The organism is Pseudomonas veronii, assembly GCF_001439695.1.
GTDB lineage: Bacteria > Pseudomonadota > Gammaproteobacteria > Pseudomonadales > Pseudomonadaceae > Aquipseudomonas > Aquipseudomonas veronii.
In genome coordinates this window covers 80590-106457 of sequence record NZ_JYLL01000002.1, presented here as the reverse complement: position 1 = coordinate 106457, position 25868 = coordinate 80590, and the positions used below count along the sequence as shown (strand labels likewise).

Below are 25868 nucleotides of genomic sequence, written 5' to 3'. Positions count from 1 at the left end.
CTTCGCAGCCCAGCGGGAGCAAGCGCCCGCGCCACAAGAAGTTGTCAGACAGTGATATTGTGCCGAGCCAGAAAGTCCACGAAGGCGTCTTCGTCCAGAACCTTCAGGCCCAGTTCGCTGGCCTTGGTCAACTTCGAACCGGCACCCGGCCCGGCCACCACGCAATAGGTTTTCGCCGACACCGAACCGGCCACCTTGGCACCGAGGCTTTCGAGCTTGTCCTTGGCCACGTCGCGGCTCATCCGCTCCAGCGAGCCGGTCAGCACCCAGGTGTGCCCCGCCTCCGGCAAACCTTCGATCACTTTTTTCGCGCTCTGCCAGTGCATGCCGAATTCCTCGAGTTGCTGCTCGATGGCCAGGGCACGCTGGGCGTGGTCGGGGTTATCGAAGAACTCGCGCACGGCCTTGGCCTGCTTCTCGGGCAGCGCCTGGCGCATATCGAGCCAGTCGGCCTTGATCACGCCTTCGAGGGAGCCGAACTTGTCCGCCAGTTTCTGCGCGGCGCCGGGGCCGACGCTGGGCACGTTGAGTTTGTCGAGCAAACCGCCGAGGGTGGTGCTGGCGGCGAACTCCGCGCTCAGGTCGCCTTGGTCCTGCAGTTGCAGGCCGCACTTGTCCGGCGCCAACAGCGCGCCGATCACGTCCTGGTTGTGGCGGTCTTCAAAGAAGCTGTGGATCTCGTGCGCCACTTCCAGGCCCACGTCCGGCAGGTACGTCAGCACTTCCGGCAAAGCGCGCTGCACGCGCTCCAGGGACGCCAGGGAGCGCGCCAGCACCTTGGCGGTCTCCTCGCCCACGTCGGGAATGCCCAGGGCGTAGATGAAACGTGCCAGGGTCGGCGTCTTGCTGTGTTCGATGGCGCTGATCAGCTTCTTGCTGGAGACCTCGGCGAAGCCTTCCAGGTCGATGATCTGTTCGTACTTGAGCATGTACAGATCCGCCGGCGAGGCGATGAGTTTTTCGTCGACCAATTGCTCGATGGTCTTGTCGCCCAGGCCGTCGATGTCCATCGCCCGGCGCGAGACGAAATGGATGATCGCCTGCTTGAGCTGCGCCCCGCAGGCCAGGCGACCGACGCAGCGGTACACCGCGCCTTCGCTGACGGTTTCCTTGCCCTTGCTGCGCTTGACCAGTTGCGTGCGCTCGACGTGGGAGCCGCACACCGGGCAGCTTTCCGGGATATGCACCGCGCGGGCGTGTGCCGGGCGGCGCTCGGTGACCACCGAGACGACCTGCGGGATCACGTCCCCGGCGCGGCGGATGATCACAGTGTCGCCGATCATCAGGCCCAGGCGCGCCACTTCATCCATGTTGTGCAGGGTGGCGTTGGACACGGTCACACCCGCGACCTTGACCGGTTTCAGCCGCGCCACCGGGGTGACGGCGCCGGTGCGGCCGACCTGGAATTCCACGTCGAGCAGCTCGGTCAGCTCTTCCATGGCCGGGAATTTGTGCGCGATCGCCCACCGCGGCTCGCGAGCGCGGAAACCCAGTTCGCGCTGGGAGGCAATGCTGTTGACCTTGAACACCACGCCGTCGATTTCATAGGGCAGGTTGCTACGCCGCTCGCCGATATCGCGGTAGTAGTCCAGGCATTCCTGGATGCCCTTGGCCAGTTTCAGCTCATGGCTGATCGGCATGCCCCACTTCTGCAGCTGCTGCAAATTGCCGATGTGGGTGTCGCTGATATCCGCCGTCACCTGGCCAATGCCATAGCAGCAGAACTCCAGCGGGCGGCTGGCGGTGATTTTCGAATCCAGCTGGCGCAGGCTGCCGGCGGCGGCGTTGCGCGGGTTGGCGAAGGTCTTGCCGCCGACTTCCAGTTGCGAGGCGTTCAGGCGCTCGAAACCGGCCTTGGACATGAACACCTCGCCGCGCACTTCCAGGGTCGCCGGCCAGCCGCTGCCGTGCAGCTTCAACGGGATATTGCGCACGGTACGCACATTCACGCTGATGTCTTCGCCGGTGGTGCCGTCGCCCCGGGTGGCGCCGCGCACCAGTTCGCCGTTCAGATACAGCAGGCTGACCGCCAGGCCATCCAACTTCGGCTCGCAGCTGTATTCCACCGCAGCACCGCCGCCAAACAGGTCGCCGGCCGGCAGGTCGAGGCCTTCGGTCACCCGGCGATCGAACTCGAGCATGGTGGTTTCATCGAAGGCGTTGCCCAGGCTGAGCATCGGAATCTCATGCTTGACCTGGGTGAACGCCGACAACGCCGCACCGCCGACCCGCTGCGTCGGCGAATCACGCGTGACCAGCTCCGGATGCTCGGCCTCCAGGGCCTTGAGTTCCTGGAACAAGCGATCGTACTCGGCGTCCGGGACGCTCGGCTCGTCGAGGACGTAATAACGGTAGTCGTGCTGATCCAGTTCAGCGCGCAATTCGAGGATGCGGGTGTGGGCGGCGGTCATGGGTGTTCTCTCATAAAGCAAAAGAGCAGCCGAAGCTGCTCAAATGTTGGTGCGCTTATTCTATCGACAACGCTTGAGGCCAAACCTCAGCGTTTCTGTGTCAGGGCGCGACGCTCGAACTCGACGATGCGCTGACGGTAGTGTTCGATGGTCTGGGCGGTCAGGACGCTGCGCTGATCGTCCTTCAGTTCGCCGTTGAGCTCCTGGGACAGCTTGCGCGCTGCGGCAACCATCACGTCGAAGGCCTGTTTCGGATGACGCGGACCCGGCAGGCCGAGGAAGAAGCTCACCGCCGGGGTGCTGAACAGGTCGATATCGTCCAGGTCGAAGGTGCCCGGCTTGACCGCGTTGGCCATCGAGAACAGCACTTCGCCATTACCGGCCATGCTTTCGTGGCGGTGGAAGATATCCATCTCGCCAAAGCGCAGGCCGCTTTCCAGGATGTTCTGCAACAGTGCCGGGCCCTTGAAGCCAGCGGCGTCGCGGCAGATCACGCTGATCACCAGGACTTCTTCGGCGGCCGGCTGATCGTTCACCGACTGGCGCGGCGCACTCTTGGCCGGGCTCTCGTCAGGGAAATCGTCATCGCGGCTGCTGAAGCTCGGGCCGTCGTCCACGCCCAGGTTCAGGTCGCCCTGATGCGGCTCGGCGGCGGCGGCACTGCCACGTTTGCCACGCTTGGAAGACGGCTCGCGGGCTTCGCGCACAGGGGCGCTCATGGACGGCAAGTCATGTTCGTCCAGTTGCGGTTCCTTGTGGGTATCCAGCACACGTGGCGGCCCCAGCAGCTCGGCGCTGCCGTCGTCGTCGGGCAAGTTGGACAGGTTGCGGTCCAGACGGAACTTGAGCTTGCCCTTGCCGCCGCGCATACGGCGCCAGCCATCAAAAAGAATACCGGCAATGACAATAATGCCGATGACGATCAGCCACTCGCGCAGACCGATTTCCATGTAATCCCGTGCCTCTAATAAAAAATGCTGAAAAATAAGGGGTTTAGCACCGTGCAAACCGCTTTAAAACGTGGCGCCAACTCTATGTTCTGACTGACGTTTTGCCCACGCATACGAAAAATTGACATTAAACTAGCACGACCAAAGATAACTTTACACCGTCTGTCAAAATGCCTTGAACAAATATGCCAATTTGCCACTTTCGTCAGACCGGTAAACCGCCCTACATCGCGCTGATAATCTTCGTTGCCGGCATGGCTCAGGAATCCACCATCGCCATCGCCTCTTCGACATCCACCGCCACCAATCGCGAACAGCCCGGCTCGTGCATCGTCACCCCCATCAACTGATCCGCCATTTCCATGGCGATCTTGTTGTGGGTGATATAGATGAACTGCACGGTCTGGGACATCTCTTTGACCAGGCGTGCGTAACGTCCAACGTTAGCGTCATCCAGTGGCGCGTCAACTTCATCGAGCATGCAGAACGGCGCCGGGTTCAACTTGAAGATGGCAAACACCAGGGCCAATGCGGTCAGGGCTTTTTCGCCGCCGGACAACAAATGGATGGTGCTGTTCTTCTTGCCCGGAGGCCGCGCCATGATCGTTACCCCTGTATCGAGTAGATCTTCGCCCGTCAGTTCCAAGTAAGCGCTGCCGCCACCGAAAACTTTTGGGAATAACGCCTGTAAACCGCCGTTAATCTGATCAAAGGTATCTTTGAAGCGGTTGCGGGTTTCCTTGTCGATCTTGCGGATCACGTTTTCCAGGGTGTCCAGGGCTTCCACCAGATCGGCGTCCTGGGCGTCCAGATAACGTTTACGCTCGGACTGTTGCTGGTATTCGTCGATGGCGGCGAGGTTGATCGCACCGAGTCGCTGGATACGCGCGGCAATCCGCTCAAGTTCTTCTTCGGCGTCTTTCTCGTTGGCCTGGGCGGTCAGGGTGTTGAGCACGCCGTGCAGGTCGTAGCCGTCTTCGAGCAGTTGGTCCTGCAGGGTTTTGCGCCGCACGGTCAGGGCCTGCCATTCCATGCGCTGTTGCTCGAGCTGGCCGCGAATCAGTTGGGATTGCTGCTCGGCCTGGGTGCGGCGTTTTTCCGCGTCGCGCAGTTCGCGGTCGGCGTCTTCCAGGGCGATTTGCGCGGTCTTGAGTTCTTCGTCGACGGTCATGCGCTTGTCGAGCAGTTCTTCGAGCTTGAGCCGCAACTCTTCCAGGGGCGCTTCGCCCTCCTCCAGGTTGAGGCTCAGTTGCTCACGCTTTTCGGTCAGGCGCTCGGACTGCATCTCCAGGCGCTCCAGGGCCTGGCGCGTGGAATCGTGCTGGGCACGCAGGGAGCCGAGGCGCACCGCCAACTGGTGGGCGTGGTCCTTGTGCTGGCGCGCTTCCTGGCGGACCCGGTCGAGGCGTTCGCGCAGGCTGTCGCGCTGGGCCAGCAGCAATTCGCGCTGCTCGGTGTCGACGGCCATGCTGTCGAGGGCTTCCTGCAATTGCAGGCGCGCCTCGCCGATCTGTTCGTGTTCGAGGGCGCGCTGCTCGCCCATCTCGGCCACTTCTTCGTCGAGGCGAGTGCGGCGCAGGGTCAGTTGCTCGACCTTGGCCTTGCTCGCCGACAACTGGGCTTTCAATTCGCCCTGCTGGCGCGCTTCGTCCTGCAACAGGCGGCGCAGGTGTTCGCGGCCGGTCTCTTGCTGGCGCTGGGTGGCGCGCAGGGTCTGCAGTTCGGTTTCCAGGCTTTCCAGGGTGGCTTCGCGCTCTTCACGCTCGGCGATCAGCTTGACGATTTCCTGGCCACGGGCCAATACGCCACTTTCCGCCTCACTGGCGCGGCGCACCCGCAGGAAGTGGCGGCCGACCCAATAGCCGTCGCGACTGATCAGGCTTTCGCCGGCGCCCAGTTGACCGCGCTGGGCCAGCGCCTGCTCCAGGGATTCCACCGGTTTGACCTGGCCCAGCCACGGCGCCAGGTCAAGCGCGGCCTCGACTTTATCCAGCAGGCTGCCCGGCACGCGCGCGCCATCGGCGGCGGGGCTGAGCAAGCGCAGATCGCCCTGAGCAAAACCGGCCAGGTCGAAGCCGGCAAAATCATCCACCAGCACCGCTTGCAGGTCGGCGCCGAGCACGGTTTCCACCGCCAACTCCCAACCGGCCTCGACCTTCAAGCCCTCCGCCAGACGCGGGCGTTCGGCCAAGTGCTGGTCACGCAGCCATTCGGCGGTGCCGGTGCCAGGGTCCAACGCGGCCTGCTGCAAGGCTTCGAGGGACGCCAGGCGCCCGTTGAGCCGCTGCAGATCGCCCTGGGCCTGTTGCTGGGCCTGGGTCGCCTGTTGCAGTTGCTGACGCAATTGCTCCAGGCGCTCCACTTGCTGTTCTTCGCTGGCTTCCAGCTCTTCGAGGGTCATTTCGCTTTCGGCGAGTTGCTCGCTCAGCTCCAGGATCGCCGCGTCTTCCGGGTCGGCGGCGAGCAGCACGCGCTCTTCCTGCAAGCGACGCTGGCGCTCGGCCAGGCGCTCCATGCTGGTTTCCAGTTGCTGGATGCGCGACTGCTGCACCTCGGCCTGGCGGCGCGGTTCGGCGGAGCGCAGGTTGAAGGTGTCCCACTGCTCCTGCCAGCCGTGCATGGTGGTCTCGGATTCTTCCAGAGTGGCGGCGGCTTCTTCGGCAGCGGCGCTGGTGATTTCCTGTTCGGGGGTGAGCATGTCCAGCTCTTCGCCGAGGGTCAGCAGCAAGGTGCGGTCGTGGCCGAGGTGGGACTCGGTCTCCAGGCGCGCGCGCTCGGCTTCCTTCAGATCGTCCTGCAACTGGCGCAGACGTTGCTGGCCGTGCTGGATGCTCTGCTCAACCCGGGCGATGTCGCCGCCCACCGAATAGAAGCGGCCCTGCACCAGATTGAAGCGCTCGGACAGGTCATGATGCCCGTCGCGCAGGCGCTCGATGCTGGCGTCGGCGTTGCGTTGTTCGGCCACCAGGGCTTCGAAGCTGATTTCCTGGGTGCCGATGATCGCTTCGCGCTGGCCGACCTGATCGTTCAGCGCCTGCCAGCGCAGGGCCGACAGTTGTGCCTTGAGCTGACGCTCTTCGCCCTTGTATTCCTGATACTTCTCGGCGGCCTGGGCCTGGCGGTGCAGGCGCTCCAACTGGCGCTCCAGCTCTTCGCGCAGGTCGGTCAGGCGGGCGAGGTTTTCATGGGTGCGGCGGATACGGTTTTCGGTCTCACGACGGCGCTCCTTGTACTTGGAGATGCCGGCAGCTTCTTCGATAAAGTTACGCAGGTCTTCGGGCTTGGCTTCGATCAGCTTGGAGATCATGCCCTGTTCGATGATCGAGTAGCTGCGCGGGCCAAGGCCGGTGCCGAGGAAGATATCGGTGATGTCCCGACGGCGACACTTGGTGCCGTTGAGGAAGTAACTGTTCTGGCTGTCGCGCGTCACTTTGCGGCGGATGGAAATTTCCGCGTAGGCCGCGTATTCGCCGACCAGGGTGCCGTCAGAGTTGTCGAACACCAGTTCGATGCTGGCCTGGCTCACCGGCTTGCGGCTGGTGGAGCCGTTGAAGATGACGTCGGTCATCGACTCGCCACGCAGGTTTTTTGCCGAGCTCTCGCCCATCACCCAGCGCACGGCATCAATGATGTTCGACTTGCCGCAGCCATTGGGCCCGACCACCGCCGCCATGTTACTGGGGAAGTTCACCGTGGTCGGGTCGACGAAGGATTTGAACCCCGCCAGTTTGATGCACTTGAGCCGCACGCTTAGGCGTCCGCCAACGCAGCGATCACCAGCGAGCAACTGCGCTGGCCGTAGGCCGACAGCACCAGGCGAATCTGCGGCAAGTCACGGGCGAGCACGGCGGCGAGCAATTGCTCGAACAGCGCGAGGTATTCGCTCATGGAAGCCTTGCGTTGATCCAGGGCCAGGTAATAGGCGCGGTTCATCGCCGGCTGCAGGTTCTCGACGGTTTCCTGCAAATACGGGTTGTTGGCGAAGGGGTACGCGGCACGCATCACATTGAAGCTTTCTGCGACGAAGGCGCGGATGTCCTGGCGTTCGAAATTGCTCACCAGGCGCTGCTGGATCTGCACGAACGGCGCCATGTCGGCCTGGGTCTGCCAGCCCTGCGCCACCGCATTGCCGAGCAGGATGTACAGCTCGGCCATCAACGTACACAGGCTCTGCACCTTGTGCGCGGTGAGTTCGGTGACGTGGGCGCCACGGCGCGGCAGGATCGCGATCAGGTGGCGACGTTCGAGGATCAGCAAGGCTTCACGCACGGAACCGCGGCTGACATTGAGTGCCAGCGTAACCTTCTGTTCCTGGATCCGTTCCCCAGGCTTGAGATCGCCGCGAATGATACGTTCGGCGAGGTGGTGAGCGATTTGCTCGGCGAGACTGTCCGGCGCCTTGAACGTCATGTTTTCCCTTCAAAATCTTCTATCGATACAAGCGCGCCAGTGTAGCGCAAATGCCCGCTGATGGCGCTCGGCCCACCTTCAAGAATTTGGCATGAAATAAGCAACGATGAACCGCCAGAAGCCCCCAAAAACGCCGGTTCCAGAAGACTGGACCATAATTGATAGGGTTGTGACCGCATTTTCTTGACCTTTAGGTCAGAAAATCATTGACCGAAAAGTCAGACATGACTAGATTCGGCGCAAAGCGGTTAACAACAATAATGAGTCTGTGAGGCCTTCCGTGATCCAGTTTTTACTTAACCAGGAACTCCGTAGCGAGCACGCCCTGGACCCCAACCTGACCGTGCTCAACTACCTGCGCGAGCATGTGGGCAAACCCGGCACCAAGGAAGGCTGTGCCAGCGGCGATTGCGGCGCCTGCACCGTGGTGGTCGGCGAACTGCACAGCGATGAGCAGGGCGAGCGGATTCGCTATCGCAGCCTGAATGCGTGCCTGACGTTCGTGTCGTCGTTGCACGGTAAACAGTTGATCAGCGTCGAAGACCTCAAGCACCAGGGCCAACTGCACAGCGTGCAACAGGCGATGGTGGAGTGTCACGGTTCGCAATGCGGCTTTTGCACCCCCGGTTTTGTGATGTCGTTGTTCGCCCTGCAAAAAAACAGCGACGCGCCCGACCGCGACAAAGCCCATGAAGCCCTGGCCGGCAACCTGTGCCGCTGCACCGGCTATCGCCCGATCCTCGCCGCCGCCGAACAGGCCTGCTGCAACAAACCCCAGGATCAGTTCGACAGCCGCGAGGCCCAGACCATCGCCCGCCTCAAGGCTATCGCGCCGACGCACACCGCTGAACTCAACAGCGGCGACAAACGCTGCCTGGTGCCGCTGACCGTCGCCGACCTGGCCGACCTCTACGACGCCTACCCCCAAGCCCGCCTGCTGGCCGGTGGCACCGACCTGGCGCTGGAAGTCACGCAGTTCCACCGCACGCTGCCGGTGATGATCTACGTCGGCAATATCGACGAGATGAAGCGCATCGAGACGTTCGACGATCGCCTGGAAATCGGCGCTGCCGCCGCCCTCTCCGATTGCTACACCGCGCTGCGCCACGAATACCCGGACTTCGGCGAACTGCTGCAGCGCTTCGCCTCCCTGCAAATCCGCAACCAGGGCACCCTGGGCGGCAACATCGGCAACGCCTCGCCGATCGGCGATTCGCCGCCGCTGCTGATCGCCCTCGGCGCGCAGATCGTGCTGTGCAAGGGCAACGTCCGTCGCACCCTGGCGCTGGAAGATTACTTCATCGACTACCGCGTCACCGCACGCCAAGACAGCGAGTTCATCGAGAAGATCATCGTGCCCAAGGGGCACTCGGGGTTCCGGGCGTACAAGGTATCCAAGCGCCTGGACGACGATATTTCCGCAGTGTGCGCGGCGTTCAACCTGAAGATCGACGACGGTGTGATCAGCGACGCCCGCGTCGCCTTCGGCGGTATGGCCGCCACGCCCAAACGCGCACAGCACTGCGAAACCGTGCTGATCGGCGCGCCCTGGAATGCCGCCACCGTGGAGCACGCCTGCGCCGCCCTGGCCGAGGATTTCACCCCGCTGTCGGACTTTCGCGCCAGCAAGGAATACCGCCTGCTCAGCGCGCAGAACCTGCTGCGCAAATACTTCATCGAGCTGCAAACGCCGCACATCGAAACTCGGGTGACCGCCTATGTCTAACCATCACGCCGTGGCAAAAACCCAGGCCGAACTGGCCGAGCTGTTTTCTCAGGACCTGACCTCCGGCGTCGGCCGCAGCGTCAAGCACGACAGCGCCGCCAAGCACGTATCCGGCGAAGCGCAGTACATCGACGACCGCCTGGAATTCCCCAACCAGTTGCACCTGTATGCGCGCCTGTCCGACCGCGCCCACGCCAAAATCCTCAACATCGATACCGCGCCCTGCTACGCCTTCGACGGCGTGCGTATCGTCATCACCCACGAAGACGTGCCGGGGCTCAAAGACATCGGCCCGCTGCTGCCGGGTGATCCGCTGCTGGCCATCGACACCGTGCAGTTCGTCGGCCAGGTGGTGCTGGCCGTGGCCGCCCGCGACCTGGAAACCGCGCGTAAAGCGGCGCTGGCCGCAGTGATCGAATACGAAGACCTGGAGCCGGTGCTGGACGTGGTCGAGGCCTACCGCAACCAGCATTTCGTGCTGGACAGCCACACCCATCAACGCGGCGATTCGGCGACAGCGCTGGCGGCCGCGAAGCATCGCATCCAGGGCACGCTGCATATCGGCGGCCAGGAACACTTCTACCTGGAAACCCAGATTTCCTCGGTGATGCCCACCGAAGACGGCGGCATGATCGTCTACTGCTCCACGCAAAACCCCACCGAGGTGCAGAAGCTGGTGGCCGAAGTGCTCGACGTGTCGATGAACAAGATCGTCGTCGACATGCGCCGCATGGGCGGTGGTTTCGGCGGCAAGGAGACTCAGGCCGCCAGCCCGGCGTGCCTGTGTGCGGTGGTCGCGCGCCTTACCGGGCAGCCGACCAAGATGCGTCTGCCGCGCGTCGAAGACATGCTGATGACCGGCAAGCGCCACCCCTTCTATATCGAATACGACGTCGGCTTCGACGACAGCGGGCGCTTGCACGGCATCCAGTTGGAGCTGGCGGGTAACTGCGGCTGCTCGCCGGACCTGTCGAACTCGATTGTCGACCGCGCCATGTTCCACGCCGACAACGCGTATTATCTGGGCGATGCCACGGTCAACGGCCATCGCTGCAAGACCAACACCGCGTCCAACACCGCCTATCGCGGCTTCGGCGGCCCGCAAGGGATGGTCGCCATCGAAGAAGTGATGGACGCCATCGCCCGTCATCTGGCCCTCGACCCGTTGGCGGTGCGCAAGGCCAACTATTACGGCAAGACCGAGCGCAACGTCACCCACTACTATCAGACCGTCGAGCACAACCTGCTCGAAGAGATGACTGCCGAGCTTGAGGCCAGCAGCCAATACGCCGAGCGCCGCGAAGCGATCCGCCGCTACAACGCGCACAGCCCGATCCTGAAAAAAGGCCTGGCGCTGACCCCGGTGAAATTCGGCATCTCCTTCACCGCCAGCTTCCTCAACCAGGCCGGCGCGCTGATCCATATCTACACCGATGGCAGCATCCACCTGAACCACGGCGGCACCGAGATGGGCCAGGGCTTGAACACCAAGGTCGCGCAAGTGGTGGCCGAGGTGTTCCAGGTGGACATCGACCGTGTGCAGATCACCGCCACCAACACCGACAAGGTGCCCAACACCTCGCCGACCGCCGCCTCCAGCGGTGCCGACCTGAACGGCAAGGCCGCGCAGAACGCCGCCGAAACCATCAAGCAACGCCTGGTGGAATTTGCCGCGCGCCACTACGCGGTGAGCGAAGCGGACGTGGCATTCCACAACGGCCATGTGCGCGTGCGCGAGCAGATCCTGAGCTTTGAAAGCCTGATCCAGCAGGCGTATTTCGCCCAGGTGTCGTTGTCGAGCACCGGCTTCTACAAGACCCCGAAAATCTTCTACGACCGCAGCCAGGCGCGCGGTCGGCCGTTCTACTACTTCGCGTTCGGCGCGGCCTGCTGCGAAGTGATCGTCGACACCCTGACCGGCGAATACAAGATGCTGCGCACCGACATTCTCCACGACGTCGGCGCATCGCTGAACCCGGCCATCGACACCGGCCAGGTCGAAGGCGGCTTTATCCAGGGCATGGGCTGGCTGACCATGGAAGAGCTGGTGTGGAACGACAAGGGCAAGCTGATGACGAACGGCCCGGCCAGCTACAAGATTCCGGCCGTGGCCGACATGCCCTTGGATTTGCGCGTGAAGCTGGTGGAAAACCGTAAGAACCCGGAAGACACGGTGTTCCATTCTAAGGCCGTGGGTGAGCCGCCGTTCATGCTCGGGATTGCCTCGTGGTGCGCGATCAAGGATGCGGTGGCGAGCCTGGGTGACTATCGCCACCAGCCGAACATCGATGCGCCGGCGACGCCTGAGCGGGTGTTGTGGGGCTGTGAGCAGATGCGGAAGTTGGGGGCTGCGAAGGCGGTTGAGGCTGAAACCGAGATGGCTTCGCTCTGAATCGAGGCGCTGCCATCGGGGGCAAGTCGAATCGTCGCACCGCCCCTCCCACATTTTTCACCTGTGAATACATTCAAGTATGGGAAGGGGCTTGCCCCTCCCACATTTTTGATCTGTGAATACATTCAAGTGTGGGAGGGGGCTTGCCCCCGATGACGGTAGAACTGACAACAGAAATGTTGAGGTAGACATGAACAACTGGATCAGCGCCCTCGCCAACCTGCAAAACCAGGGCGAACCCTGCGTGCTGGTGACCATCATCGAAGAGCTCGGCTCCACGCCGCGCAATGCCGGTTCGAAGATGGTCATCAGTGCCGCACACACGTTCGACACCATCGGCGGCGGGCACCTGGAATACAAAGCGATGCAGATCGCCCGCGACATGCTCGCCCGCGGCCAGCAACACACCCATCTGGAGCGCTTCAGCCTCGGCGCGAGCCTGGGCCAGTGCTGCGGCGGCGCGACCGTGCTGCTGTTCGAACCCATGGGCCAGGTGCAGGCACAGATCGCCGTATTTGGCGCCGGCCACGTCGGCCGCGCCCTGGTGCCGTTGCTGGCGAGCCTGCCGTGCCGGGTGCGCTGGATCGATTCGCGCGAGCAAGAGTTCCCGGAACACATCCCACAAGGCGTGCGCAAAATCGTCAGCGAAGAACCGGTCGACGAAATTGCCGACCTGCCCGTGGGCAGTTACTGCATCGTGATGACCCACAATCACGCGCTGGACCTGGAACTCAGCGCCGCCCTGCTCAAGCGCAATGACTTTGCCTACTTCGGCCTGATCGGTTCAAAGACCAAGCGCGTCAAGTTCGAACACCGCCTGCGGGATCGCGGCGTCGACGCCGCACAACTGCAACGCATGCGCTGTCCCATGGGCCTTAGCGAAGTGAAGGGCAAATTGCCGGTGGAAATCGCCATCTCCATCGCCGGCGAAATCATCGCCACCTATAACGCCCATTTCGGCCAGCACACCGCGAGCGCCGAACCCATTGCCCAACTGCTGCCGGCTTCGCGTCGCAGCCAAGCTATCTAAATTGAGATCACCATGCCTTCGACTCGCAAAGCCTACCGCGCCGCCATCCTGCACAGCCTCGCCGACCCCGCCGAAGTGGGGATCGAGGCGTCCTATGAGTATTTCGAAGACGGCCTGCTGGTCATCGACAACGGCCGGATCAGCGCCCTGGGCCACGCCCACGACCTGCTGCCGCACCTGCCCGCCGAGGTCGAAATCACCCACTACCAGGACGCGCTGATCACCCCCGGGCTGATCGATACGCATATCCACCTGCCGCAAACCGGCATGGTCGGCGCTTATGGCGAACAGTTGCTGGACTGGCTCAACACCTACACCTTCCCCTGCGAGCGCCAGTTCGCCGACAAGGCCCATGCCGAGGACGTCGCAGAGATTTTCATCAAGGAACTGCTGCGCAACGGCACCACCACCGCGCTGGTGTTCGGCAGCGTGCATCCGCAATCGGTGCAGGCATTCTTCGAGGCCGCCGAAAAACTCGACCTGCGCATGATCGCCGGCAAGGTGATGATGGACCGCAACGCCCCCGACTACCTGACCGACACCGCCGAATCCGGCTACCAGGAGAGCAAGGCGCTGATCGAACGCTGGCACGGCAAGGGCCGCCTGCACTATGCGGTGACGCCGCGCTTCGCACCTACCAGCACGCCGCAGCAATTGGCGCTGGCCGGGCAACTGCTGGGCGAATACCCCGACCTGTACATGCAGACGCACATCAGTGAGAACAAGCAGGAAGTCGAGTGGGTCAACGAGCTGTTCCCCGAGCGCAGCGGCTACCTGGATGTGTACGACCACTACCAGCTATTGGGCGAACGCTCGGTGTTTGCCCACGGCGTGCATCTGTGCGATGACGAATGCGCGCGGTTGGCGCAGACCGGCTCGGCAGTCGCATTCTGCCCGACCTCGAACCTGTTCCTCGGCAGCGGGCTGTTCAACCTGCCGATGGCCGAGAAGCACAAACTCAACGTGGGCCTGGGCACTGACGTCGGCGGCGGCACCAGCTTCTCGTTGCTGCAGACGTTGAACGAAGCCTACAAGGTCATGCAACTGCAAGGCGCGCGACTGAGCCCGTTCAAGTCGCTGTACCTGGCCACCCTGGGCGGTGCGCGGGCGCTGCGGTTGGAGGACAAGATCGGCACGTTGCAGCCGGGTACCGATGCGGACTTCCTGGTGCTGGACTACAACGCCACGCCACTGCTCAGCTATCGCATGAAGCAGGCCAAGGACATTGCCGAGAGGTTGTTTGTATTGATGACGTTGGGGGATGACCGGGCGGTGTTGCAGACCTATGCGGCCGGTAATCTGGTCCACCAACGCTAATTTCAGATATGCCACAAACCCAAATGTGGGAGGGGGCAAGCCCCCTCCCACATTTTTTGATCGGGCTTAGAGTTTGACCGACGAACGCCCCGGCTTCTTGCTCTGCAACAAATGCGAGAACACCGCATGCAAATCATCCGACGCGCTTTCCTCGTCGAGGTTGAGCTTGCTGTCGATATGATCCATGTGATGCATCATCAAATTCACTGCCAGCGCCGCGTCTCGGGCTTCGATCGCATCGATCAACTGACTGTGTTCATCGTAGGAACAGTGCGAACGGTTGCCGCTTTCGTACTGCGCGATGATCAATGAGGTCTGGGACACCAGGCTGCGCTGGAAGCTGATCAGCGGCGCGTTCTTCGCCGCTTCGGCCAGCTTCAGATGGAATTCGCCGGAAAGGCGGATACCGGCACCGCGATCGCCGCGGGAGAAGCTGTCGCGTTCGTCGTTGACCATCTGCCGCAACTCGGCCAACTGCTCCGCCGTGGCGTGCTGCACCGCCAGCTCCGTGATCGCCCGCTCGACCAGGCGCCGGGCCAGGAACACCTGGCGCGCTTCTTCGACACTCGGGCTGGCCACCACCGCGCCGCGATTGGGCCGCAGCAGTACCACGCCTTCATGGGCCAGGCGCGACAGCGCGCGGCGAATGATGGTGCGGCTCACGCCAAAGATTTCGCCGAGTGCCTCTTCGCTCAATTTGGTACCGGGTGCCAGGCGTTGTTCGAGAATCGCCTCGAAGATATGCGCGTAGACGATATCGTCCTGGGTTCCGCTGCGGCCGGTCTTGCTGGCTCGCGGTTGTTTCTTGAGAGGTTGCAACTGTTCGTTCATGGGCACTCGGATCGGGAGAACGGCGGCGAATTAACGGTAATACGGCAACAAAGAGGCGCTGGCAAGTATCAGCTAAAATCAGCGCACATTGTACACAACCCCATGCGCCAACACACTGTACGGCTGTTTGCGAGCCCGGCTGTATTGCAATGAGTCGTTACGTTTGAGTTTAGGCTTGAATCTGCGCCTTCACTGGCAAACTCCCAGGTAAAAGGAACACCTCGCCATGACCGACGCCACCCAAGCGCCCTTGCGCCCACTGGCCGACACTTCTCCCTCGGCCATCGTCGCCGGTTTCATCGCCATGATGACCGGCTATACCAGCTCCCTGGTGCTCATGTTCCAGGCCGGCCAAGCCGCCGGTTTGACCAGCGCGCAGATTTCCTCGTGGATCTGGGCGATTTCCATCGGCATGGCGGTGTGCAGCATCGGCCTGTCCCTGCGCTACCGCACACCGATCACCATTGCCTGGTCGACACCCGGCGCAGCGCTGTTGATCACCAGCCTCGGCGGCGTCAGTTACGGCGAAGCCATCGGCGCCTACATCACCTGCGCGGTGCTGGTGACGCTCTGCGGGCTGACCGGCAGCTTCGAAAAACTGGTCAGACGCATCCCGGCGTCGCTGGCGGCGGCCTTGCTGGCGGGGATTCTGTTCAAGATCGGCAGCGAGATTTTCGTCGCCGCGCAGCATCGCACCGGCCTGGTGCTGGGGATGTTTTTCACCTACCTGCTCATCAAACGCCTGTCGCCGCGGTATGCGGTACTCGCCGCGCTGGTGATCGGCAGCGTGCTGTCCGGGCTGATGGGGCTCCTGGATTTCAGCGGCTTTCACCTGGAAGTGGCAACGCCGGTCTGGACCACACCGCACTTCTCGCTGGCGGCGACCATCAGCATCGGCATCCCGCTGTTCGTGGTAGCGATGACCTCGCAAAACATGCCGGGCGTCGCAGTGTTGCGCGCCGACGGCTATAACGTGCCAGCGTCGCCGCTGATCACCGTCACCGGCCTGGCCTCGCTGGTGTTGGCGCCGTTCGGCTCCCACGGCATCAACCTGGCGGCGATCAGTGCGGCGATCTGCACCGGGCCCCACGCCCATGAAGACCGTAACAAGCGCTACACGGCGGCAGTCTGGTGTGGCGTGTTCTACGGCATTGCCGGGGTGTTCGGCGCCACATTGGCGGCCTTGTTCGCAGCATTGCCCAAGGAACTGGTGCTGTCGATTGCGGCATTGGCGTTGTTTGGCTCGATCATCAATGGCTTGAGCATCGCCATGAATGAGCCGAAGGAACGGGAAGCGGCGCTGATCACCTTTATGGTCACCGCGTCAGGCTTGACGTTGTTTTCCATCGGGTCGGCGTTCTGGGGGATCGTGGCGGGGGTGTTGACGCTGCTGATTCTGAACTGGCGCAAGGCATAAAAAAACGGCGACCCTCAGGTCGCCGTTTTGTTTAGTATCACTTAGCCGCGTTGATCGGCTTTTCCGGATACCACACGTCCATCAACGGGCTGACTTCAGCCTTGGTCAGCTCGGAACGGGTTTTCAGCCAGGCGTCAACGGCAGCACGCTGCGCTTCGGAGACCGAGCCACGCTTCTGCAGGCAAACCAGACCGTAGTCATCGCCGCCGACATAGCCCAGACCGTTGGCTTCCATGGCTTCTTTGATGAATGCTTCGAGGAAAGCGTCGATAGCTTCTTCACTCAGGCCTTCGTTGAAGTCCAGGTTCAGTTCGAAACCCAGCTCTTGAAATTCATCAACGCACAGTTTTTTGCGCAGACGCTGGGAACGGTTAGTCGCCATTGGAACAATCCTCATAAGTAATAACGGGCGGCACTTTAGCAGCTTAAGGCAGCGATTGCCCGACTCTCTGGGACAGGCGGCGAAATGCCTGGAAAAAAAACCCCGATTAGCAGCTATCGTTCAGCTACAAGTGGTTCCAGCTTGGGGCATAATGCCGACACTTTCATGACTACTGAGGGATTTTCTTACATACCCCTCGCCTTTTTCACCCTCCTCAGCAGTAGGGTTTTATTCCTTATGATCAAATCTTTGCGTCCATTGCTCCTTGCCGGCGTTCTCCTGCCGCTGGCTTTTTCCGCCACCGCCGCCCCGATCAATAACACCCTGCCACCCAACGTTGCACAGGCCCTGCAGAAGGCCAAGTTGCAGAACACCGCATTGTCCCTGGTGATGCTGCCGTTGAACGGCCCCGGCACCCCCACCGTCTTCAATGCCGACGTCTCGGTGAACCCGGCCTCCACCATGAAGCTGGTCACCACCTACGCAGCCCTGGAAATGCTCGGCCCCAACCACCAGTGGAAGACCGAGTTCTACACCGACGGCACCCTCAGCGGTGGTGTATTGCGCGGCAACCTGTACCTCAAGGGCGGCGGCGATCCCAAGCTGAACATGGAAAAACTCTGGCTGCTGATGCGCGACCTGCGGGCCAATGGCGTGCAGCAAGTCACCGGCGATCTGGTGCTGGACCGTAGCTTCTTTATCCCGCCGCAACTGCCGGAGTTCAATGACGACGGCAATGACGAGAACAAACCGTTCCTGGTCAAGCCCGATGCCTTGCTGGTCAACCTCAAGGCCCTGCGCTTCGTGACCCGCAACGATTCGGGACGCGTGATCGTGTCGGTCGAGCCGCCGATCGCCAGCATTCGCATCGACAATCAGGTCAAGGCGTCCAACGCCAAGCAATGTACCGGCGACGTGCGCTACAACCCGGTGACGGCGGCGGATGGCAGCATCACCGTGACCGTCAGCGGCCAGTTGGGCGATGGCTGCAGCTCGCAGACCTACTTGTCGTTGCTCGACCACGCCACGTACACCGCCGGCGCCGTGCGGGCGATCTGGCAGGAGTTGGGCGGCACCATCCAGGGCCGTGACATCCAGGCACCGGTGCCCAAGGACGCCAAGGTACTGGCGCGGGCCTTCTCGCCGGACCTGGCGGAAATCATCCGCGACATCAACAAATACAGTAACAACACCATGGCCCAGCAGTTGTTCCTGAGCCTGGGCGCGCAGTTCCGCAACGACGCCGACGGCGACGATGCCAAGGCCGCGCAACGCGTGGTACGCCAGTGGCTGGCGAAAAAAGGCATCACCTCACCGCACCTGGTGATGGAGAACGGTTCGGGCCTGTCCCGTGCCGAACGCGTCAGCGCGCGTGAGATGGCGGCCATGTTGCAAGCCGCGTGGAGAAGCCCCTACGCCGCGGAATACATCAGCTCGATGCCAATCGCCGGCACCGACGGCACCATGCGTAAACGCCTGAAGACCACCGCCATGCGCGGTGAAGCCCACGTCAAGACCGGTACCTTGAACACCGTGCGCGCCATCGCCGGGTTCAGCCGCGACAACAACGGCAATACCTGGGTGGTGGTGGCGATCCTCAACGATCCGAAGCCGTGGGGTGCGTCGTCGGTGCTCGACCAGGTGCTGCTGGACCTGTACCGCCAGCCAAAGCTGGCGGCAGCGGCGCCAGTCCTCTAGACACCGCCACAACCTGTGGGCAAACCCGCGCCCACAGGTTGTGTACGACGTCGACATTCACACCGGCAAGCGTTCCGCTTCGACTCGATCCCTGCCCGCCTGCTTGGCCACGTACACCGCCGAATCCGCGCGCAGCAGTAACCCGTCGATCCCCTCATCGACCCGCCAACTGGCCACCCCGAAGCTGGCGGTGACGACTCCCACCGTCCCCATCGGCGCATCGCGCAGCGCCCGCCATAGCTCCATCGCCAAACCGTAGGCCTGGGCGCCGTCGGTGTTGGGGCATAACACCATGAACTCCTCGCCACCCAGGCGACAGAACACATCGGTGCGGCGCAGACGCTGGCTGATGCGCTTGCACAGTTCCTGCAACACCCCGTCGCCGACCGCATGGCCGTACTGGTCGTTGATACGCTTGAAGTGATCGATATCCAGCATGATCACCGACAACGCCCCCGAGGTGCGATTGAGGCGGACCATCTCAGCCTTGAGACGATCCTGGAAATACCGACGGTTATGGATCCCAGTGAGGGCATCGGTGATGGACAGCGCGCGCAGTTCTTCTTCCACGCGCTTGAGATCGGAAATGTCCGACACATAGCCGTGCCACAGCGTACCGCCGCCCGGCAGTTCTTCCGGCGTGGCCTCACCGCGAATCCAGCGCAGGCCCCGTTGCGGCAGTTGCACGCGGTACTCTTCGCGCCAGTGGCTCAATTGCAACGCGGATAAGCGGATCGACGCACGCACCCGCTCGACGTCCAGCGGGTGGATGCGCTCCAAGACCTGCGTTGCATCCCGTTGCAGCACCCCTGTGTCGATCTCATAGATATCGCGCATGCCATCACTGGCGTAGACAAACCGCCACTTGTCCTGGGGTTCCAGAGTGAATTGGAAGATCCCGCCCGGGACATGGGCGCTGAGTTTTTTCAGCAGACGGTCGCGCACGGCCAGGGCCTCGTAGGCGCGTTTTTGCTCGGTGACATCCAGGTACATCGCCAGGTGCCCGACCCATAAGCCATGGTCATCCAGCAACACGGTGCCCAACATATTCACCGTCAAACGGCTGCCATCCTCGCGCACCAAGGTCCACTCGCGCGCCTCGTGCGGGCTGCCCGGGCTCTCCACCAGCATCGCCTGGCTCGGCGGGATTCGCCGGCCCAATGCAATGCTCAGACTCGCCGCACGCACATCCAGCTCCGCCGCCACATGCAGGCTCTCCAGGGTCGAGCGGCCGAGTATGTGCTCGGCCTTGAACCCCAGCATCTGCTCGGCACCGGCGTTGAAGGTGTTGATCACGCCGTGCAAGTCGGTGGCAATGATCGCAACCTGCGTCGCGGCGTTCAGCACACTGCGTAACTGGCCATGGGCGCTGCGCAGTTCCTGCTCGCGCAGGCGTAGCTGCACGGTACGCTGCTCCACCAGTTTCAAGGCGCGCTGACGCTGGCTGACCAACATATAGAGCAAGACACTGAGCAACAGGCTGAAGAGCCCGCCCACGGCCAGGATCGGGACCAACGACGAGCCGTTGCCCTGTTCGAACACCTGGCTGGGGCGCAGGTTCAGGGCGTAGACATGATCGCCGAGGGTGAGGCGACGCGCGGCGACCAGATCGCTGTTGGCCAGGGCATTGCTGGATTCGTACAACAGGCGCCCTTGCTGGTCGGAAGTGTCGACGATCTGCGTCACCAGATTATCGCGATCCGACTTGGGCAAGCCGTCGGCCATCAACTGGCGCATGCTGATCACGGCCATCACAAAGCCGTAGGGTTCCGTTCCGCCCGGGGAGATGACCGGCGCGACCAATAACACGCCGGTGGCATAGGCCGGTTCCACCCCCACCAACTGCATGGGCTGGGACACGGCCAGCTTGCCGCTCGCTTGTGCGCGCTCCAGGGTCGAGCGCCGCAGTGGCTGGGCCAGCAGGTCAAAGCCCAGCGGCGAACCGAGCAGGCTTCGGGTCTGGCTGTACAGGACCGGCACGTATTCATCGCGCTCCACCGCCGGGGCCAACTCACCGCGTGAATTCAGTTCCCGTATGCTGAACGGCAGACCGCGCTGGCGCGATACGTCCTGTTCAAACTGAGCGCGCTGATCACGCATAACCCGCGGCGCCCAGGCATAGGCCCGGGAACGCAGCAGCAAAGGCTGGGCAAAACCGTCGAACTCGTCGCGGGACACATCATTGGAATTGACGAAGAAGCGTTGCAGGCTGGTCAGGCGTTGCTCCTGGTCCTCGAAACGCTCCTGCAGACGGGTGAATCGCTCATTGACCAACAGCTGGAAACGCTGGCGCCCCTGCTGTTGATAGAGATCGGATGTCGCCCAGGCGACGATGATCGTCAAAGCGCTACCGCCCAGAAACACCACCAATGCCATCAACCAAGCCGATACCTGCTCATTGATAAAACCTAGGATCTTCGGGCGAACGGCTTGCAACGGCATAGGCAACACTCACAACGCCAGCGTGTGGGGGGATCACTTTGGCCGGACATTTAGTTATAGCGAGCGGCCCTCCGTTTGACCAGCGTAAAAAAGCCGCAAGACCGGATAATTCCAGGCTTGCGGCTGATGAGTGGAGCAATCAGCGAGCAGTGATTTTCCAGGCCCGATGGATCTTCGCGTTACGCGCAAAATCCGGGTCGAGGGTCTTGTCGCTGATCTCCTCGACCGCGTAGCGTTCGCTGAGGTTGTCCTCAAGCACGAACTTGCGGAAGTTGTTCGAGAAGTACAGCACGCCGCCCGGTGCCAGGCGCGCCATGGCGAGGTCGAGCAGTTGCACGTGGTCGCGCTGCACGTCGAAGATCCCTTCCATGCGCTTGGAGTTGGAGAAGGTCGGCGGGTCGATGAAGATCAGGTCGAACTCATCGCGACTGGCTTCCAGCCACGCCATCACATCACCCTGCTCCAGGCGGTTCTTGTCGGAGAAACCGTTGAGGGAGAAGTTGCGGCGCGCCCAGTCCAGGTAGGTCTTGGACAGGTCGACGCTGGTCGTGGTGCGCGCGCCGCCCTTGGCCGCATGCACGCTGGCGGTGGCGGTGTAGCAATACAGGTTGAGGAAACGCTTGCCGGCCGCCTCTTTCTGGATACGCATACGCATCGGCCGGTGGTCGAGGAACAGGCCGGTGTCGAGGTAGTCGGTGAGGTTGACCAGCAGCTTCACGCCGCCTTCGCTGACCTCGGTAAACTTACCCTGGGCGCTCTGGCGTTCGTACTGCTTGGTGCCGCTCTGACGCTCGCGGCGCTTGACCACCACGCGGCTCTTGTCGATGTTCAGCGCCTGGGGAATGGCCGCCAATGCGTCGAACATGCGCGCGGAGGCTTTTTCCGGGTCGATGGATTTCGGCGCGGCGTATTCCTGCACGTGGACCCAATCGTGATACAGGTCGATGGCCATGGAATATTCCGGCATGTCGGCATCGTAGACGCGGTAGCAATCCACGCCCTCACGCTTGGCCCACTTGCCCAGTTGCTTGAGGTTCTTTTGCAGGCGGTTGGCAAACATCTGCCCGCCTTCGCTCAGGCGCGCCTGTTCGACCACAGGGGCCGGCGCCGGTGCAGGTTTGATCGGGTTGCCGTTCTTGTTGTACTGACGCTCTTGCGGCTCGGTCGGGGCCTGGTCGTAGGCGGCTTGTTCACGTTCGGCCTGGCGCTGCTCCGGGGTGCGGCGCTCGCCGGTGACGAACTGGTCCGGGTTGACCTTGATCAGCAGCAATTTGCACGGCAAAGCGCCGTTCCAGAACGAATACTGCTTGTGACTGCGGATGCCCATGCGCTTGCCCAGGTCCGGCGCGCCGGTGAACACCGCCGCCTCCCAGCCCATGCACGCCTGGCGCAGACGCTCGCCGAGGTTCTGGTAGAGGTACAACAGGCTCGCTTCGTCGCCCAGGCGCTCGCCGTAGGGCGGGTTGCAGATCACCAGGCCTTTCTGGTTCTGGTCCGGGCGCGGCTCGAACGTGCCGACTTCGCCCTGGTACACCTTGATCCAATGGCTGAGACCGGCACGCTCGATGTTGTTGCGAGCAGGCTGGATCAAGCGCGGATCGGCTTCGTAGCCACGAATCCACAACGGCGGCTTGTTCATGCCGATGGCAGCGCGCTCGCTGGCCTCGGTGTGCAGTTTCTTCCACAACGCCGGGACGTGACCGAGCCAGGTGGTGAAACCCCACAGTTCGCGATTGAGGTTGGGCGCCATATCGGCGGCGATCATCGCGCCTTCCACCAGGAAGGTGCCGACGCCGCACATCGGGTCGGTCAACGCGCCGCCTTCCGCAGCGATGCGCGGCCAGCCGGCACGGATCAGGATGGCTGCAGCGAGGTTTTCCTTCAACGGTGCGGCACCCTGCTGCAGGCGGTAACCGCGCTGGTGCAGGCTGTGGCCGGACAGGTCGAGGGAGAGAATCGCTTCGCCACGGTCCAGGCGCAGGTGGATGCGCAGGTCCGGGTTGATCTTGTCGATGGACGGACGCTCGCCGGTCGGGGTGCGCAGCTTGTCGACAATCGCATCCTTGACCTTCAGCGCGCCGAAGTGGGTGTTGTCGATGCCCGAGCCGTGACCGCTGAACTCCACCGCCAGGCTGCCGTCCGGGACCATGTGATCGGCCCAGTCGATATCCAGCACGCCATGGTAGAGGTCTTCGGCGTCCTTCATCGGGAAGCGCTTGAGGACCAGCAACACGCGGTTGGCCAGGCGCGACCAGAGGCACAGGCGGTAGGCGGTTTCCATGTCGGCCATGCCGCGCACGGCCGAGGTGTGCTCGCGGGCTTCCTCAAGGCCAAGCCCGGCGGCTTCCTCGATCAGCAGGCCTTCGAGGCCCTTGGGGCAGGTGAGGAAGAGTTCAAAACGGTCCGACATGGGCAATCCAGGCTTTTCAGCAATAAATGAACGGGCGACGCATCGCCGGCTCGGTTTTCAATCAAGCACTTTTCTTGAAGAGTGCCCGCGTGGCACGAATGTGCCGTCCCACCCCGTCTGGCGGGCCTGTGGGCCTTGATTGACGGGGCAGAGAGATAAGTTATGCAACAAAAAGAAATATTCAGACCCTTCGTCGAATAATAACCGACTGCAACGGGCGGGCTTTTTCAGCAAGGGATTAAGCCATTCTCTTCGTAAGGCACATCATAGCCGGCTTTGCCCAATAAAAGGGGCGAAAAGCCATCCCAGCTTATGGCTATAACATCGTTATTGTTACGTGCTTATGACAAAACGATCATTGAATCCATGTGACCTATTGGTTAGAACTCAACACAGGTCAGCGCCACAACGACGCTGGCACATTGGCTCGCCACGCCGGCAGCGGGCCGCACCAACGGCAGAAAAACTCTGCCCGGCCTCAGACGAGGCCGAAGGATATCAAGACAGTCAACAAGTGAGGGAAACACCCTATGAGAAGACTTAAGCGTGATCCGTTGGAAAGAGCATTTTTACGCGGATATCAATACGGCGTTCATGGCAAATCCCGTGAGCTTTGCCCATTTACTCTACCGTCGGTACGCCAAGCCTGGATCAACGGCTGGCGAGAAGGACGCGGCGACAACTGGGACGGTATGACAGGCACTGCGGGCATCCACAGACTCAACGAACTTCACGCGGTCGGCTAATCAAGGGCATTCAATTCCGACACCAGCACGAATATAGCTAACGACTTAACCACGCACGCCCTATCCAGGCGGCGGGCTTCGGCCCAGGGGCTCCTCTTGAGGAGCCCTTTTTATTGGGCGTGTGTCAGGCCTTTTTGGGCAATGCCGCGATCGCGTCCACCGCCTCGCGAATCAGCGCCGGGCCTTTGTAGATAAAGCCGGAATACAGCTGCACCAGGCTCGCACCAGCGGCGATCTTCTCGGCCGCGTGCTTGCCTTCGGTGATACCGCCGACCGCGATGATCGGCAAACGCCCGGCCAGCTCGGCGGCCAGCACCTTGACGATGTGCGTGCTCTTGTCACGCACTGGAGCGCCCGACAAGCCGCCCGCCTCGTCGCCATGGGCCAGGCCTTCAACGCCGACACGGCTGAGGGTGGTGTTGGTGGCAATCACCGCATCCATGCCTGACTCCACCAGGGCCTGGGCGACCAGCACGGTTTCTTCATCCGTCATGTCCGGGGCGATCTTGATCGCCAACGGCACACGCTTGCCATGGCGCACGGCGAGGTCTTCCTGGCGCAGGCGCAAGGCTTCGAGCAATTGCTTGAGGGAGTCACCGAACTGCAGGCTACGCAGGCCCGGGGTGTTGGGCGAGCTGACGTTCACCGTGACGTAGCTGGCGTGGGCGTAGACCTTGTCCAGGCAGATCAGGTAGTCATCCACCGCGCGCTCCACCGGCGTATCGAAATTCTTGCCGATGTTGATCCCGAGGACGCCCTTGTACTTCGCCGCCTGGACCCGCGACAGCAGGTGATCGACACCGAGGTTGTTGAAGCCCATGCGGTTGATGATCGCCTCGGCCTCCGGCAGGCGAAAGATGCGCGGCTTGGGGTTGCCCGGTTGAGGGCGCGGGGTCACGGTGCCGATTTCGACGAAACCGAAACCCAACTGCGCAAAGCCATCGATGGCCGTACCGTTCTTGTCCAGGCCGGCAGCCAGCCCGACCGGGTTGGGAAAGTCGAGCCCCATCACCGAAACCGGCATTTTCGCCGGTGCCTTGCATACCAGGCCATTGAGCCCCAGGCGGCCACCGGCACCGATCAGGTCCAGGGACAGATCATGGGAAGTCTCCGGGGAGAGTTTGAACAACAGCTGGCGGGCCAGGGTATACATGGGCGGGCTAGACTCGGATGGCGGCGATAAGTGGCGGCGATTATAGCCGGGCTGGCGGCCTGCGTGCGAGGCGTGCCGCCCAATCGTCAGTAGCGATGCGCGACCAACGCTTCGTAACGGGCCCAGACCTTCTGTGCGTACTGCAAGCGCAACGCCTCACGCTGTGGACCAGGCCCCGGGCCTGCGTTATAGGCGCCGATGGCCGTCCAGTTATAGCCGAAGCGCTGAACGAACTCGGCAAGAATCGAGGCCCCGACCTCTATTGACAGGCACGGCTCACTCAACAGCCGGTCTTCGGTGATGCCTAGTTTGAGCAAGCGGGGCAAGTGAATGCTGTTGATCTGCATCAGGCCGATATCGCGGGTGCCGTTGCGATTGTTGTAATTCATCGCGCCCGCACGGTAACCCGACTCTACGGCAGCAATGGCTTGCAGCAATTCCGGCTCAAGATCGTAGCGAGTGGCCACCTCATCCCAACAATACGCCAGCGCCTTATTGCTGCCCATCAGCACCACCAGCAACAGGCCCTTGCGCCACGCATTGCGCATCCCGG

General features: G+C 62.3%; 17 protein-coding genes. 7 read left to right on the top strand and 10 right to left on the bottom strand.

The genetic code is table 11. The annotated features are described in order from the left end of the window. Nucleotides 1-44: 44 nt before the first annotated feature. From ligA to TU80_RS02960, 4 genes are all read right to left on the bottom strand, one after another. The gene (gene ligA / locus TU80_RS02975; RefSeq protein WP_057003815.1) at nt 45-2411 is read right to left on the bottom strand and encodes an NAD-dependent DNA ligase LigA; all 2367 of its coding nucleotides are present in this window, start codon (nt 2409-2411) and stop codon (nt 45-47) included. An 86-nt stretch (nt 2412-2497) separates the two neighbouring features. Beyond that, entirely contained in the window at nt 2498-3361 is an 864-nt protein-coding gene (zipA, locus tag TU80_RS02970; protein WP_017845234.1) for a cell division protein ZipA, read from the bottom strand. 259 nt (nt 3362-3620) lie between these two features. Continuing rightward, on the bottom strand, nt 3621-7109 hold the full coding sequence (gene smc / locus TU80_RS02965) for a chromosome segregation protein SMC (protein WP_046489415.1): 3489 nt from the start codon (nt 7107-7109) through the stop codon (nt 3621-3623). A gap of 2 nt (nt 7110-7111) precedes the next feature. After that, nucleotides 7112-7771: a GntR family transcriptional regulator gene (locus TU80_RS02960; protein WP_017845232.1), complete on the bottom strand. Its 660-nt coding sequence runs from the start codon at nt 7769-7771 to the stop codon at nt 7112-7114. Nucleotides 7772-8051: 280 nt separating this feature from the next. Here TU80_RS02960 and xdhA point away from each other — a divergent pair, with 280 nt between their 5' ends. The 4 genes from xdhA to guaD all read left to right on the top strand — a co-directional run bounded on the left by xdhA (nt 8052) and on the right by guaD (nt 14236). Further along, entirely contained in the window at nt 8052-9497 is a 1446-nt protein-coding gene (xdhA, locus tag TU80_RS02955) for a xanthine dehydrogenase small subunit (protein ID WP_057003814.1), read from the top strand. After that, nucleotides 9490-11889 carry a xanthine dehydrogenase molybdopterin binding subunit gene (xdhB, locus tag TU80_RS02950; protein WP_057003813.1) on the top strand — a complete coding sequence of 800 codons (2400 nt, stop codon included), beginning with the start codon at nt 9490-9492 and terminating at the stop codon, nt 11887-11889. The genes xdhA and xdhB overlap by 8 nt, the downstream gene beginning before the upstream one ends. 190 nt (nt 11890-12079) lie before the next feature. Then, the gene (gene xdhC, locus TU80_RS02945) at nt 12080-12919 is read left to right on the top strand and encodes a xanthine dehydrogenase accessory protein XdhC (protein WP_046382442.1); all 840 of its coding nucleotides are present in this window, start codon (nt 12080-12082) and stop codon (nt 12917-12919) included. Nucleotides 12920-12931: 12 nt separating this feature from the next. Then, nucleotides 12932-14236 (top strand): guanine deaminase, encoded by a 1305-nt coding sequence (gene guaD / locus TU80_RS02940; RefSeq protein ID WP_057003812.1) that lies wholly within the window; start codon nt 12932-12934, stop codon nt 14234-14236. A gap of 66 nt (nt 14237-14302) precedes the next feature. On the opposite strand, the gene TU80_RS02935 is transcribed toward guaD, so the two are convergent. After that, nucleotides 14303-15067 (bottom strand): GntR family transcriptional regulator, encoded by a 765-nt coding sequence (locus tag TU80_RS02935; protein WP_046382440.1) that lies wholly within the window; start codon nt 15065-15067, stop codon nt 14303-14305. A 226-nt stretch (nt 15068-15293) separates the two neighbouring features. On the opposite strand from TU80_RS02935, the gene TU80_RS02930 reads away from it, so the two are divergent. Next, nucleotides 15294-16484 (top strand): benzoate/H(+) symporter BenE family transporter, encoded by a 1191-nt coding sequence (locus TU80_RS02930; protein WP_046382439.1) that lies wholly within the window; start codon nt 15294-15296, stop codon nt 16482-16484. 37 nt (nt 16485-16521) lie between these two features. On the opposite strand, the gene TU80_RS02925 is transcribed toward TU80_RS02930, so the two are convergent. Further along, entirely contained in the window at nt 16522-16866 is a 345-nt protein-coding gene (locus tag TU80_RS02925) for a YggL family protein (RefSeq protein WP_046382438.1), read from the bottom strand. 237 nt (nt 16867-17103) lie between these two features. On the opposite strand from TU80_RS02925, the gene dacB reads away from it, so the two are divergent. Beyond that, nucleotides 17104-18564, top strand: a complete 1461-nt coding sequence (gene dacB / locus TU80_RS02920; protein WP_046382437.1) for a D-alanyl-D-alanine carboxypeptidase/D-alanyl-D-alanine endopeptidase — start codon at nt 17104-17106, stop codon at nt 18562-18564. Nucleotides 18565-18621: 57 nt separating this feature from the next. Here dacB and TU80_RS02915 read toward each other — a convergent pair whose 3' ends face one another. Both TU80_RS02915 and rlmKL read right to left on the bottom strand, forming a co-directional pair. Continuing rightward, complete coding sequence (locus tag TU80_RS02915; RefSeq protein WP_057003811.1) at nt 18622-21006, bottom strand: sensor domain-containing diguanylate cyclase; 2385 nt, start codon at nt 21004-21006, stop codon at nt 18622-18624. A gap of 139 nt (nt 21007-21145) precedes the next feature. Further along, a complete protein-coding gene (gene rlmKL, locus TU80_RS02910; RefSeq protein WP_057003810.1) occupies nt 21146-23416 on the bottom strand; it encodes a bifunctional 23S rRNA (guanine(2069)-N(7))-methyltransferase RlmK/23S rRNA (guanine(2445)-N(2))-methyltransferase RlmL in 2271 nt (756 codons plus the stop codon). Nucleotides 23417-23946: 530 nt separating this feature from the next. Here rlmKL and rmf point away from each other — a divergent pair. Then, entirely contained in the window at nt 23947-24162 is a 216-nt protein-coding gene (gene rmf, locus TU80_RS31255) for a ribosome modulation factor (RefSeq protein WP_002553055.1), read from the top strand. A 124-nt stretch (nt 24163-24286) separates the two neighbouring features. On the opposite strand, the gene TU80_RS02905 is transcribed toward rmf, so the two are convergent. Continuing rightward, a complete protein-coding gene (locus TU80_RS02905) occupies nt 24287-25315 on the bottom strand; it encodes a quinone-dependent dihydroorotate dehydrogenase (protein ID WP_046382434.1) in 1029 nt (342 codons plus the stop codon). An 86-nt stretch (nt 25316-25401) separates the two neighbouring features. After that, nucleotides 25402-25863 carry a transglycosylase SLT domain-containing protein gene (locus tag TU80_RS02900; RefSeq protein WP_057003809.1) on the bottom strand — a complete coding sequence of 154 codons (462 nt, stop codon included), beginning with the start codon at nt 25861-25863 and terminating at the stop codon, nt 25402-25404. Nucleotides 25864-25868 lie beyond the last annotated feature (5 nt).